The sequence below is a fragment of the Streptomyces platensis genome (assembly GCF_008704855.1).
GTDB classification, from domain to species: domain Bacteria; phylum Actinomycetota; class Actinomycetes; order Streptomycetales; family Streptomycetaceae; genus Streptomyces; species Streptomyces platensis.
The window spans coordinates 8156689-8169853 of sequence record NZ_CP023691.1; the positions used below are offsets into that span (position 1 = coordinate 8156689).

The 13165-nt window shown below is 71.7% G+C and carries 10 protein-coding genes; 2 read left to right on the top strand and 8 right to left on the bottom strand.

Features of this window, described 5'->3' with window-relative positions:
• Window positions 1-92 precede the first annotated feature (92 nt).
• Genes CP981_RS36055 through CP981_RS36065 form a run of 3 tightly spaced genes read right to left on the bottom strand, consistent with a single transcriptional unit; the run spans window position 93 to window position 4839 of the window.
• Window positions 93-1664 carry an oligosaccharide flippase family protein gene (locus tag CP981_RS36055; RefSeq protein WP_085926595.1) on the bottom strand — a complete coding sequence of 524 codons (1572 nt, stop codon included), beginning with the start codon at window positions 1662-1664 and terminating at the stop codon, window positions 93-95.
• On the bottom strand, window positions 1661-3337 hold the full coding sequence (locus CP981_RS36060) for a polysaccharide biosynthesis tyrosine autokinase (RefSeq protein ID WP_085926596.1): 1677 nt from the start codon (window positions 3335-3337) through the stop codon (window positions 1661-1663). The genes CP981_RS36055 and CP981_RS36060 overlap by 4 nt, the downstream gene beginning before the upstream one ends.
• A complete protein-coding gene (locus tag CP981_RS36065; RefSeq protein ID WP_085926597.1) occupies window positions 3334-4839 on the bottom strand; it encodes a hypothetical protein in 1506 nt (501 codons plus the stop codon). The genes CP981_RS36060 and CP981_RS36065 overlap by 4 nt, the downstream gene beginning before the upstream one ends.
• Window positions 4840-4992: 153 nt before the next feature.
• Between CP981_RS36065 and CP981_RS36070 the strand changes: the two genes are divergently transcribed.
• Window positions 4993-6237, top strand: coding sequence for a glycosyltransferase (locus CP981_RS36070; protein WP_425282194.1), 1245 nt, complete (start codon window positions 4993-4995; stop codon window positions 6235-6237).
• 37 nt (window positions 6238-6274) lie between these two features.
• On the opposite strand, the gene CP981_RS36075 is transcribed toward CP981_RS36070, so the two are convergent.
• The 3 genes from CP981_RS36075 to gmd are packed head-to-tail and all read right to left on the bottom strand — an operon-like array spanning window position 6275 to window position 8942.
• On the bottom strand, window positions 6275-7399 hold the full coding sequence (locus tag CP981_RS36075) for a glycosyltransferase (RefSeq protein ID WP_244329950.1): 1125 nt from the start codon (window positions 7397-7399) through the stop codon (window positions 6275-6277).
• Entirely contained in the window at window positions 7396-7932 is a 537-nt protein-coding gene (locus tag CP981_RS36080) for a DapH/DapD/GlmU-related protein (protein WP_085926598.1), read from the bottom strand. Before CP981_RS36080 ends, CP981_RS36075 begins: the two co-directional genes overlap by 4 nt.
• Window positions 7929-8942, bottom strand: coding sequence for a GDP-mannose 4,6-dehydratase (gene gmd / locus CP981_RS36085; RefSeq protein ID WP_085926599.1), 1014 nt, complete (start codon window positions 8940-8942; stop codon window positions 7929-7931). The genes CP981_RS36080 and gmd overlap by 4 nt, the downstream gene beginning before the upstream one ends.
• A gap of 178 nt (window positions 8943-9120) precedes the next feature.
• On the opposite strand from gmd, the gene CP981_RS36090 reads away from it, so the two are divergent.
• A complete protein-coding gene (locus CP981_RS36090; protein ID WP_085926600.1) occupies window positions 9121-10065 on the top strand; it encodes a GDP-L-fucose synthase family protein in 945 nt (314 codons plus the stop codon).
• A gap of 70 nt (window positions 10066-10135) precedes the next feature.
• Here the strand turns inward: CP981_RS36090 and CP981_RS36095 are convergent, their stop codons facing one another.
• Window positions 10136-11473, bottom strand: a complete 1338-nt coding sequence (locus tag CP981_RS36095; protein ID WP_085926609.1) for a sugar transferase — start codon at window positions 11471-11473, stop codon at window positions 10136-10138.
• Between the two features lie 844 nt (window positions 11474-12317).
• Window positions 12318-13157: a hypothetical protein gene (locus CP981_RS36100; protein ID WP_085926610.1), complete on the bottom strand. Its 840-nt coding sequence runs from the start codon at window positions 13155-13157 to the stop codon at window positions 12318-12320.
• Between the last annotated feature and the right edge of the window lie 8 nt (window positions 13158-13165).

Here is a 13165-nt window from a genome sequence, read left to right on the forward strand (position 1 = left end):
GCACAGGTCCCCCCTGGAAGCATGGCGCGATCGGAATTGTCAGGGTAGGACGTGGGAACGCGACGAGTTCTGTGCGGAAATGGGACCGGTGTTCACGGTGAGTTTCCCGAACCACGCTTGCGCAGCGCCCCGAAGAACTCCCCTACCCCCAGCGGCAAACGATAGCGCCAGACGGCGGCGCCGAAAGCCCCAATGGCTAAAACAATTCCCAAAAGCGCGCCGGGTACGGTGTCCCCGAATAGCGTTCGCAGAGCGAACACCGGGAGCGCCACCGTCACGACGCCGAGCACCGCGGCACACCGATAGCCCCGGTCAACGGTGCGAAAGCCCAGGCGGTAGCGGGCCAGCAGCGCCGAGGCGCCGTTGTCCACCACGATCGCCAGACCCCACGAGACCGCCGCACCCAGCACCCCGTAGCGCGGAACCAGCCAGATCCCACTGCCCAGTTGGACCACGAACGCGGTGCCGGCAACCACCAGATTCCAGACGCTCCGCCCGGCCATGAGGATGACCGTCTGCGCATTGCCGACGCCGACATTGACCAGACAGGCGGCCGCCAGGACCACCAGCCCCGCCGCGCCCCCGTCGAAGCCGGGCCCGAAGAGCGACAGCACGGTCCGGGGGAAGGCGGCGAGGACCAGGAACACGGGCCACGAGAAGAGCGCGATCCAGCGGGTCGACAACCGGTGCAGATGCCGCGCCCCGTGCCGGTCGCCACCCGCCAGCAGCCGGCTGATCTGCGGCGCCACCGCCAGCCTGATCGCCAGCTGGAGCAGACTGCCCGCGGTGACCAGCCGCCCGATCGCCGTGTAGATGCCGGCGTCGGTGCCGGTGCCCAGCGCCGACAGCAGGATCACCCCGATCCACACCGCGGTGATGTCGAAGACGGAGGAGACCGCCCGTGGTCCGGCGAACGCCCAGAACTCCCGTGCCTGCGACGGCGGTTGCCCGGAGCCCGGATGCGTACGGCGGGACCGGCGCAGCGAGACGCCGGCGGCCACCGCACCCAGCACCCCGGGCGCCAGCCAGGCCACCGAGAGCCCGGTCACGCTCGGTGCGACCAGCACCAGCGGCACCGCGAGCAGCACCCGCAAGGCCGGCTTGCCGATCTGCTCCACGCCCACGAAGGGCACCACCGAGCCGTAGCCCCGGGTGGCCCCGAGCAGCACCAGCGCCACCGTCGTCACCGGCAGGAACACCGCGAACAGCCGGATGAGCGCGACGGCCTGGCCCGGATCCAGCTCGGGCAGCAGCAGACCGGCGAGCCCGGGGGAGCACAGCAGCACCGCCGCACCCGCGACGCTCGCCAGCAGCGTCGGCAGGACCGAGATCCGCAGCAGGGCCGGTACCCCGGCGCCGCCGCTGAGCTCCAGGTCCCGGGAGACGAAGCGGACCAGCGCGGTATCGGCGCCCAGCTTCAGCGCGTTGCTCAGGATGGTGAAGGCCGCGACCCCCGTGAACACCGCACCGGCCCCGCGGGCCCCGAGGCCATGGGTGATCACGGCGACGAGGACGAACCCGAACAGCGCGTTGGCGGCCGAGCCCGCCAGGCCGAACATGCTGCCGCGGGCGGTGCTGCCGACCCCGCCCCCGTCGGCCCCGGCCCCGCCCGCCGCCGGTGACGAGGGCCGCCCGCCCGCCCCCGCCGGACGGATGGCTGTCATCCGCGCAGCGAGGTGGTGTCGGCGTCGACGGACGCGCCGTCCTGCGGGGCCGGTCCGAGAAGAGGCGGCGGCGGGCCCGGCCGCGGCGGCGGTGCCACCGGGGCCGTCCGCGCACGGCCCCGGCCGCGCTTGCGGTGGGTCGGTCCGCCGTCCGTCAGCCGGCGCAGCGATGTCCCGCGGCTGCCCTTGTCCAGGACGGCCCCCAGGATGTGCCCGCCGGCGCCGGTGATCAGCTCCCACACCCGGTCCAGATCGTCCCGGCGGACCTCGTTGAGATCACACACCACCACGACACCGGCCGCCTGCTTGGCGACGGCCAGCCCGTCCGCGTGCGACAGCAGCGGCCCGGTGACGACCACGACATTCTCGTTCGGGCCGGACGGCGCGTTCAGCAGCCGCGCGAACTGCGGTGAGGACAGGGCACGCGCCGGGTTGGGCACCTCCCGGCCGGGCAGCAGATCGAACCGCCCGTCCACCCCCGCGTCCACGGCCAGCCGCTCGCCGTCCGCCCAACTGCCCGGCACTGGACGGCCGTGACCGTGATGCAGCGGCAGCCGCCGGGCGAGCTGCGGAGTCCGCAGATCGGCCTCCACCAGCAGGATGTCGTTACCGATCTCGGCGAACGCACCGGCCAGGTTGACCGCGACCGAGACCGCCTCCGCGTGCTCCCGGGGGGAGACGACCAGCAGACTGCCCCGTCCCGCGAAACGCTGGTCGTGCACCAGCCGGAACGCGATCGTCCGGTAGGCCTCCGCTCGGTTGCCGCGGCCGGTCCGCCCGACCTCCAGCAGCTCCGCACCGCCCTGCCGCCGCGGCAGGATGCCGAGCACCGGTGCCCGCAGATTGTCCTGCACATCCGCCACCGACCGGACCCGCGGCTCCAGCACCGAACGCACCCAGGCCGCCAGAATGCCCAGTACCAGCCCGACCACGGCCCCGGCGAGCAGCAGCACGACGAGCCCGGGGCTGGACGGGAAGGCCGGCGGGTCGCCCTTGCGGACGATGTCGCCGGGCGTGGTGTCGAGGGACTTCAGGCTGGAGATCCGCCCCTGCAGATCCGCTATCTCCGACACCAGATTGCTGCGCTCGGACTCATCGGTGGACCGCCCCCCGCTCCCGGCCGCGATCCGCCGGTCCAGCACCTTGCGCTGCTCCTGGAGCGGCTTGAGCTCGGTGCTCAGCTTGCTGACGGTCTTGTCTATCCGCTGGGTCGCGGCGTCCTGCCGGTAGTCCAGATACGCGTGCACGAAGGCGTTGACGAGCGCGGACGCCCGGTCGGGGGAGTCCGCGTCGTACTCGAACATCAGGGTCTGGGTCTCGGGCGGATTGCTCACCCGCAGATCCCGCTGGAGCCGGGCCGGATCGGTGTCCAACTTCAGGGCCTTGGCCGCACCGGCCGCGACCGACGCGCTCTGCGCGATCTGCCGCTCGGTGCCCATGCTGATCTGCTTGTCCACCGAGACGCCGCCGGCCTCGAAGGGCGCCGTGCTGATCGCATGCACCACGACCTCGCCGGTCGCGGTATAGGTCGAGCCGCCGAGCAGGGACACGGCGCCACCGCCGAGCATGCCCAGCACCAGCCCCAGCACGACCAGGGCCCGATACCGGAAGAGCTGGCGCAGCTGGTCCCGGATCTGGTCCGGCTCCTCCGCGGGCTCGTCGAAGACGCTCACGTACGTGCTCCTCCTGTGGGTAGCGGCAAGGCGGCGCGGGGCGCGGGGGACGCCGGGGCGCCCGCGGGGTCCGCCGCGGACGGCGGAAGGGTCCGCCGCCCCGGCTTACGGGTGATCAGTAGCGGGATGCAGACCAGCAGGGCGAGCGGGCCCACGATGGCCATCAAACTGCCGCGCAGCAGCACCAGTTGGTAGAAGCCGAAGGCCGGCACCAGAAGCGCCGCGAGGGTCCCCGGGCGCTTGCGCAGCCGGTGCCGGAGGTCGTCGATGCGCCGTCCCACCGCGCCGATCAGACCGAAGACGGCGATGACCGACGGGAAACCGGCCCACATGTACGTCTCGATCCACAACGGTGCGGAGAGGTTCTCGAAGGTGTAGCCCGCATGCCGGGCGAGCAGGATGCCCGCGTCATCGGGCTTGCCGGGCCACACGGCACGCGGCACGAAGAACAGCGGGGGCCCCAGCGCGGCCGTCGGTGTGAAGCCATGCGTACGGACATAGTCCACCCCCGTCTCGACCTGCTGGAACGCGTCATAGTCACCGTTGGACGTGAACTGCTCGGCCAGCGAGACGACATGGACCGGCTCCCGCTTGTCGTAGCGGAAGTAGTCGCTGTACGGGAAGACCACCAGCACCACGGCCGCCACGGCCGCCGCGCCCATCCGGAACGCCCGCGGCCCGCGCAGCCAGGAGGCGCTGAAGGCCAGCGCCAGCAGGACCGTACCGGCCCAGAAACGCGGCTGGCTGATCGGGTTGTTGACGACCACGTTCACCGCGATCAGCAGCGGCAGCAGCAGCCACCGCAAGCCGCGCAGGGTCCGGTCGCCGGCGGTGAACCGCGGTACGTGCACCAGCCCCACCAGCGCCCAGAAAGCCGGCACCGAAAGGGCCCAGGCGGCCATCGCCCGGTCCGCCGACCCGGCCGGCGCGGCCTGCGCCGCGGCCTCGTTGGCGGCCTGACGGCTGAGGAAGAACGCCGACAGCCCGCCCTGACCCGGGATCAGCACGACCGCCAGCAATAGCGCCAGACCACACAGCAGCAGCACCCGCCCCGGCGACAGCCGCCGGGCCAGCAGCGGTTCGAGGACCACGGAGTCGCGCGACGACCGCCAGGACGCCACCGCCGACCCGGCGCTGTAGGCGAGAAGTCCCGCCTCCACCACGGTCGTTGTCAGGAACGCGGTGTTCGCGTCGACCACGAATCCCCGGGGGTAGGCGTCCGTCGCGAGCATCGCCAGCGGCGCGAGTCCCAGCCACACATAGGAAAAGAGCCAGAAACCGAGCGCGATCAGCCGCGCCCGGACATCCGTCAGCACCCGGGCCAGCGCCGCACCCGTGTGCACCACCACCACGCACTGCACGGCCAGCGCGGCACCGAAGCGGGCGTCGAGCGACTGAAGGATCAACACCGGAAGCAGCACCACCAGCAGCAGCGCCCAGCAGCACAGTGCGGCGATGCCCCGTACCGGCACCGCGGTGCCCGGACGTTTTCCGCGCAGCATCGGCCCACCTCCCCCCAACTCCCCACCAGCGACCACAATCTAAGGGACATCGGGAAAACAAGGTCGCCTTCGGGACACAATCGCAACCCAATTCACAGCCCGCGGGCCCCGGCAGCCTCCTACGATGACCGCACATCCAGAGGGGGGCCATTCGTGGAAGACTCGTTCGCGGGCCGGTGCGTGCTCGTGGTCTCGACCAACTACGCACCCGAACACACCGGCATAGGGCCGTACTCGACCCAGATCGCCGAGCACCTGGCCGCATCCGGCGCCGACACCCATGTCCTCGCGGGCATGCCGCACTATCCCGCCTGGCGGGTGGCGGACGGCTACCGCGGCCGGTGGCGCGTACGGGAACGCCGCGGCGGGGTGACCGTGCACCGCCGGCGGCACACCGTTCCGCCGCATCAGACTGCCCTGCGCCGGGCCCTGTTCGAGGCGAGCATCCTGGCCCACGGCGCCCTGACACCACCGCGCATCCGACCCGATGTGGTGCTCACCCAGATGCCGAGTCTGGCCGGGGGCGTGCTCGGCGGGCGGCTGGCGCGGCAGGCCGGGGTACCGCATGTCGTGGTCGTCCAGGACCTGATGGGGGCCGCCGCCGAACAGAGCGGCATCCAGGGCGGGGGCCGGGCCGCCGCTCTGGCCGGAGCGGTGGAGGCGCGGGTGCTGCGCCAGGCGGCCGTCGTCGGCGTGGTGCATGAATCGTTCGTGGACCGGGTCACGGCGATGGGCGTGCCGCGTACACGGGTGCATGTGGTGCCCAACTGGACCCATGTACGGGGACCGAGCGGCGACCGGGACCGCACCCGGGCGCGACTGGGCTGGTCCGCCGGGGAGACCGTGGTGCTGCACGCCGGCAACATGGGCCTCAAACAGGGGCTGGAGGTACTGGTCGAGGCCGCGCGGCTCGCCGGTCAGGAAGCCGCGCCCGTGCGGTTCGTGCTCATGGGGGACGGCAACCAGCGCGCACATCTGGAACGGCTCGCCGCGGACGTCCCCGCGCTGTCCTTCCTGCCGCCCGCCGACACCGAGGACTTCCCCGAGGTGCTGGCCGCCGCCGATGTGCTCGCGGTGACTCAGAAGGCCTCGGTCTTGGACATGAGCCTGCCGTCCAAGCTGACCTCGTACTTCATGACGGGCCGGCCGGTGATCGCCTCGGTGGCCGCCGAAGGGGGCACCGCCCAGGAGGTCCTGCGCTCGGGCGCCGGGACGGTCCTCGCACCGGAGGACCCGAAGGCGCTCCTCGCGGAGGTCCGGGCGCTCGCCGACGACCCCGGGCGGGCGGCGCAGCTGGGAGAGCGGGGCCCGCAGTACGTCGAGCAGCGGCTCAGCAGCCGGGCCGGTCTGGAGCGGATCACCGAACTGCTGCGGATCGCCCGGGCAGCCGGCCGGTAGCCGCAGGCGGCGGGGGCACCGGCCCCCGCCGCCCCGGTCATCGTGCGCCGGGCCGGGCGAGGGACCCGTACCACCCCTCCAGCCGGTCGGCCACGGCCGCCAGCGAGAACTCCTCCTCGACGGCCGCCTGGCCGGCCCGGGTGACGCGCTCCCGCAGCGGACGGTCCTCCAGGAGCCGCAGCACCGCGTCCGCCAGCTCCTCCGGCGAACCGTCGGTCACCACAGCGGCCTCCCGCCGGCGGAGCGTACCCGCGATCCCGCAGCTGCCGGTGCAGACCACCGGAGTGCCGACCGCCAGGGACTCCAGCACACTCATCGGGAACGGCTCGTCGACACTGGGCAGCACATACACGGTGGCCTGCGCCGTGCGCCGCACCGCGGCGTCATGGTCGAGGGCCCCGCCGTACGTCACGACCTCGCCCAGCCCCTCCTCGGCGATCAGCCGCCGCACCTCCGCCAGCCGCCCCTCGTCCGAACCGTGCAGGGTGAAGGACACCTCGGGCCGTTTGCGGTGCACCAGCGCCGCCATCCGCACAAAGGCCTCGGGGCGCTTGCGGCTCTGTAGCCGGGCGAGGAAGAGCACATCGGTCTCGCTGCGCTCCCCGCTGGCCGGGCGGGAGCGGACCCCGTTGGGGAGTCTGACCAGCCGCGGTCCGCGCGGGCCCAGCACCTTCCGCAGTCCGGCCTCCTCCTCGTCGGTGAGCACCAGGGCCGCGGCCGCTCGCCGCAGCAGCGGGACATACACCCGGTCGAAGAGCCGGGCCACCGCCGAGCCGCGGGGCTGGACCATGCCATGGGTCTGCACGAGGAAGGGCCGGCGGCGCACCACGGCCACCGCGAGCGCGGCCAGGGACACCAGGTCCCGCCCGGCGTGCAGATGCAGGGCGTCGGCCCGGCCGACCCGCCGCCAGAGCGTGGGCAGCAGCCCCGGGTGGAACAGGCCGAGGAAGCCCTGTCCCGGCACCAGCGTGCGGGCCGTACGGGCGCGCAGCGGCACCCCGTCCACCGACCGCGGGGGCGCGCTCCGGCCCCGCCACAGCGAGACCAGCTCCACCTGGTGCCCCCGCGCGGCCAGTTCCCCCAGCTGCCCGGTGGCCACGCTCACCGGCCCGCCGTAGGCCCCGTCGTCGCTGACCAGCGTCACCACATGGGTGATCCTCATACGGCACCTCCGGTGGTGTGCACGGCCCCCGGCGGCACATCGCGGTGAGCGACCACGCCGGCCCCGACCACCGCATCCGCGCCGACGGTGACACCGCGCAGCACCATGGCACGGGCGGCCACCCAGGACCCGGGTTCCAGCCGGATCGGTGCGTTGTCGAACTCGAAGGTGGGCGACCGGCGTTGGTGGCTCCCGGTGCACAGCACGGCACCCTGGGACACACAGACATCATGGCCGATAATGATCGGCTCCAGGTTGATCAGCCAGGAGTCCTCACCCACCCAGACGTCATCGCCGACCGTCAGCTTCCACGGCCACTGCACCCGCACCCGGTGCCGGATGAGCACCCGTTCGCCGACCCGGGCGCCGAAGAGCCGCAGCAGCGCGGGCCGCAGCCGCGGCGGGCACCACCACTTCATGAACAGGACGTTGAGCACGACGAACCAGGCGACCTGGGTCAGCAGCCCCCGGCCCTTGTCGTAGCCGGCGCCGGTGAAACCGCGCAGTTGGCGGTCGGTGGCGGTGGCCGTCATCGGTCCACCCGCACCCGGTGACCGGAGAGCTCGTCCGCCAGCTGCCGGGTGTCCGACTCGACCATGATCCGGGCGAGTTCGTCGAACTGCACCTTCGCCGACCAGTCCAGCAGGTTCTTGGCCTTGGACGCGTCACCGATGAGCGCGTCCACCTCGGAGGGCCGCTCGTACTTCGCGTCGAAGCGCACATAGCGCTCCCAGTCCAGCCCCACCGCGTCGAAGGCGGCCTGGAGGAAGTCCCGTACGGTCGCGGCCACTCCGGTCGCCACCACATAGTCGTCGGGCTCGTCCTGCTGGAGCATCAGCCACATGGCCTCGACGTACTCCGGGGCGTATCCCCAGTCGCGGACGGCGTCGAGATTGCCGAGGTAGAGGTGCTCCTGAAGGCCCGCCTGTATGCGGGCCACCGCGCGGGTGATCTTGCGGGTCACGAAGGTCTCACCGCGCCGCGGGCTCTCGTGGTTGAAGAGAATCCCGTTGACCCCGAACAGGTCATACGCCTCGCGGTAGTTGACCGTGGACCAGTACGCCATGACCTTGGCGCAGCCGTACGGGCTGCGCGGGTGGAAGGGCGTCGCCTCGTTCTGCGGCGGCGGGGTGGCGCCGAACATCTCCGAGGACGAGGCCTGGTAGAGCCTGGTCTGCACGCCGCTGGCACGGATCGCCTCCAGCAGTCGTACGGCGCCCAGCCCGGTCACATCGCCGGTGTACAGCGGAGCGTCGAAGGAGACCCGGACATGGGACTGGGCCCCGAGGTTGTAGACCTCGTCGGGCTGCACATCGCGCAGCAGATTCACCAGGGCCACCCCGTCCGACAGATCGACGTGGTGCAGCAGCAGCCGCCGGTCGGGGGTGTGCGGGTCCTGGTAGATGTGGTCGATACGCTCGGTGTTGAAGCTGGATGAGCGTCTCATCAGCCCGTGCACCTCATAGCCCTTGCTCAGCAGCAATTCGGCGAGATACGAACCGTCCTGACCGGTGATTCCGGTGATGACCGCGGTTTTCGGCATGGCTTCCCCCCACGAGAAGTGATGTGCATCGGTTCTGACTTGCTGGATTACCCACGCGCCGGCGGACCGCGGGGCGTGGACGCTACCCGCTCCGCCGTCGCCGGTCGAGAGCGAGGAGCGGCAGATATTTCCTGAAATAACCGGTGGACGTATCGGGTTGACTGACACAATCCGCCCCATGGATGACTTGCTGCCCACACCCGCTCGCGTCTTCGTCGCGGGCCACCGAGGCCTGGTGGGATCCGCCGTCGCCCGGCGGCTGTCCGCGCAGGGCTATGACGTACTGACCCGTACCCGCGCGGAACTCGACCTGCGGGATGCCGGGGCCACCGAGGCATATCTGCGCTCGGCGCGGCCCGACGCCGTCGTCCTGGCGGCCGCCAAGGTCGGCGGAATCATGGCCAACAGCACCTACCCCGTACAGTTCCTGGAAGACAACCTGAGCATCCAGCTCAGCGTCATCGCCGGGGCGCACCAGGCCGGGGTCCGCCGTCTGTTGTTCCTCGGATCGAGCTGTATCTACCCCAAGCACGCCGCCCAGCCGATCACCGAAGACGCCCTGCTGAGCGGGCCGTTGGAGCCCACCAACGAGGCCTACGCGATAGCCAAGATCGCCGGCCTCGTCCAGATCCGCTCCTACCGCCGGCAATACGGTGCCTCCTTCATCTCCGCCATGCCGACGAACCTCTACGGGCCGGGCGACAACTTCGACCTCGAGACCTCGCACGTCCTGCCCGCGCTCATCCGCCGCTTCCACGAGGCGAAGGAACAGGGGCTGCCGGAGCTCACCCTGTGGGGCACCGGCACCCCGCTGCGAGAGTTCCTGCACGTCGACGACCTGGCCGCCGCCTGCGAGGTGCTGCTGCGCCGCTATGACGGCGACGACACCGTCAACGTCGGCTGCGGCAGTGACCTGACCATCGCCGACCTGGCCGCCTGTGTCGCCGCCGCGGTCGGATACGAGGGCCGGATCGCCTTCGACCCGTCCCGCCCCGACGGCACCCCCCGCAAGTTGCTCGACATCAGCAAGATGCGCTCCCTGGGCTGGACGCCCACCATCCCGCTCGCCGAGGGCATCGCCCGCACCTACCAGGCCTGGCGGGCGGCGCCGGCCGCGGTGTGACCGCCCTGGATCCGTACCGTGCACCCGGCGCCCGCCTCTCGGCGAGGCGCCGGACGCACACCGTGGCGCGCTAGTACGCACCGCGCCCGTCCACGACGGCCCGCACGGTACGGGCCAACACACTGATGTCACGGACGTAGGACCAGTTGTCCACATAGCTGAGATCCAGCGCGACGGTCTCGTCCCAGGAGAGATCGGACCGCCCGCTGACCTGCCACAACCCCGTCAGCCCCGGCTTGACGGACAACCGGCGGAGCTCGGTCCCGTCATACCTCTCCACCTCTTCGGGCAGTGGCGGCCGCGGTCCGACCAACGACATATGGCCGGTCAGGACGTTGAACAGCTGCGGCAGTTCGTCCAGCGAGAAGCGGCGCAGCAGCCGGCCCACCGGCGTCACCCGCGGATCCCGCCGGATCTTGAACATCGCCCCGTCGTGCTCGTTCGACGTCTCCAGCGCCGCCCGCATCCGGTCGGCGGTGACCACCATCGTGCGGAACTTCCACATCCGGAACGGCCGCAGATCCTGGCCGACCCGGATCTGCCAGTAGAACACCGGCCCGGCGGAGGAGAGCTTTATGGCCGCCGCCACCAAGGCGAACACCGGGGAGAGCAGCGCCAGCAGCAGCAGCGCCCCCAGCCGGTCCGTGATCTGCTTCAGCAGAACCGGCACCCCGCGCCGCGCCGCGGGGTCTATATGCATCACCGTCAGGCCCCCCGCCTTCGCGAGCCGGACCCGGTGCTGCGAGACATCGATCAGGCCCGGAAGTATGGCCAGATTCCGCCCCCCGTCGTGCAGGGCCCAGGCCAGCCGCCGTATGCGCGCCGCGGGCAGCCGACGGCCCGGCGCCACGAAGACGAGATCGGCGTCGAGGTCGGCGGCACACCGGAGCACGGTCTCGCCGTCCAGTGCCGCCTCGGGAGTGCTCCCGTCCGACGCGAGCCGGGCCGGGACCGGCACTGCCGAGTCGATGGCCTCCTCGCCGACGAGACAGCTCCCGACCACGACATATTCATGATCAGTACGGTGTGCCAGCTCCGCGAGCACCACATCAACGGTGCCCGCCTCCCCGACGATCAGCACCCGGCGCAGCGCCTGCGCACGGCGTCTGGCAGCCACCAGATACCGGTGCACGAGCCGGCGCCGGGCCACACCCAGCGCCAGGCACGGCAACAGGGCGAGCACGCAGATCTGGAGCGAGACCTCGACCCGCGCCACGACGCAGACGATGGCCAGTACGCCCAGCATGGTCAGCCAGTCCCGTAAGACGGGCAGCGCGGCGCCGTCACCGGCCGGCTCCGCCCGGCTGTAACGATTCTTCGATGCCCCCACGGCCAGCCATGAGGCGCCGGCCAGCACCGCCGTGAGTAAAGGCTGGGGCTGCTGTGTCACGGCACAGAGCAGCCCCACCGGTATCAGGACACCCACGGCATCGACGGCCGGCGCCAACTGCCGCAACCGCCGTTCCGTCGGCCTGTGCCTGCTTTCGTCGTCGCGTTCCGGTACGCGGTCCCACTTGGCTGTCCCGGCAGGTGAATCGATCACCCTTGCTCCGGCAGCTTCGAACAACCCCATGGCCCCCCACTTGGTCGTCCCCTTCACTTCCGGCGCGGCTGGAGCCCCCCGGCCCCACAACCGCCCCCGTGTCGGACGTGACGCTAGAGCACGCTGGGCCCGACTGCTGTGGTTTACCTATTTTGAGTGTTCTTGTGTCCGATTGTTTACAACCGGACGAGCGGGTGGTCCGGTCTCAGCCAATGTGCTGGGGGTGACACGGGGCTGGGGCCGGGGACCCCCACGGACGGCCTGTTGCTGCTCGCCGAGAGAGTGCGGCGGCACCCAGAGACACGACCATCGTCCGAGAAACGAACATCACCTCACGAACCGCCCTCTTCAACCGCCCGTCGCCTCAGCGGCGGGCCGGCCCTGTGCCCGCGATGGCTGGACACCGGCCGGATGCACGGCAGTCGGCCCGGGGCGCACCCGCCTCCGTCGTGGGCCGGTGCGTCCCGGGCTACTGCACAGAACGGTCGAAGGGACGGGCTATCGACGCTGTCCCGAGGTCCCGCTTCGGGGCGGCTGCCAGGTCGGGCTGGAGCGAGGCCCGGCTGACCGGCGAGCCGCCGGTCGGGTCGTGGCCGGCGGGTTCGCGCTCGGCGGTGTGGGGATGCGCGCGAGCAGGGTGCGGTGCCGGTGGTCGAGGCCGTATCGGGCGATGAAGCCGTGGACCGGGACAACGGCCCGCGGTGGCATGTCAGGTGGGCTGCCGGAGTGCGCTGACCAGTGCGCGTGGGTCGTCGGCGTGGAAGCGGATGGTGTGCGCCTCTTCCGTTCTACCGAGCGGGCGGGTGAAGGGGAGTGGCCGGTTCAGCTCCAAGGTCACCGAGGTCTGGTTGCCCACGATCAGGTCGAGGACCCCGTCCTCGGAGAGGGCGATCAGGCGGCCTTCGGGGTATCGCCGATCGACCCGGACCGAGGCGACCGCGTCCGGCGGTACGGCGAGGTCGAAGAGGGCTCCGTAGCGGATCCGCAGCGAGCCGTCGGGGTGCACGACGTGCGGCCGGGTGACGCAGGCGGCATGGAGGGCCAGCACGAGGACGACGCCGTACAGGTCGAGTACCAGGAGCACTCGGTGGACCGCGGGCCAAGGGATGAGGAAGGCCAGGCCCACTGTCTCGATGACCGACACGAAGAGCAGCCCGTACATCATCGCGGTCTGGGGCCCTGTGTACGCGGCGGCGAGGTCCCCGCGGCGCACCCCGTGCGTGCCGCGCCGGACCCACCGCCCCAGGGAGGCGAGGGCGCGCAGCTCGTGGAGGACTAAGCGGCGGACCGTCACCGGCACCACCGCACGTACAGTGGCCTGCCGCGCCGCCCGGCGGTCCGCGCCGCGGGCGCGCGCGGCGACGTACAGCGAGCGCAGCACCCAGGCCTCCAGCAGCAGCACCGCGAGGACCAGCGCCTCGGCGCCCGCCAGCACCCACCCGGGCGACCGTGCCCCGGCCACCAAGCAGACGGTCAGGGCCAGTTCCCCCGGGAGCACGGCGGCCGCCGCGACCCGCGCCGCCCGTACGCCCCGCGGTCCGCCGTTCATCCCCGGCC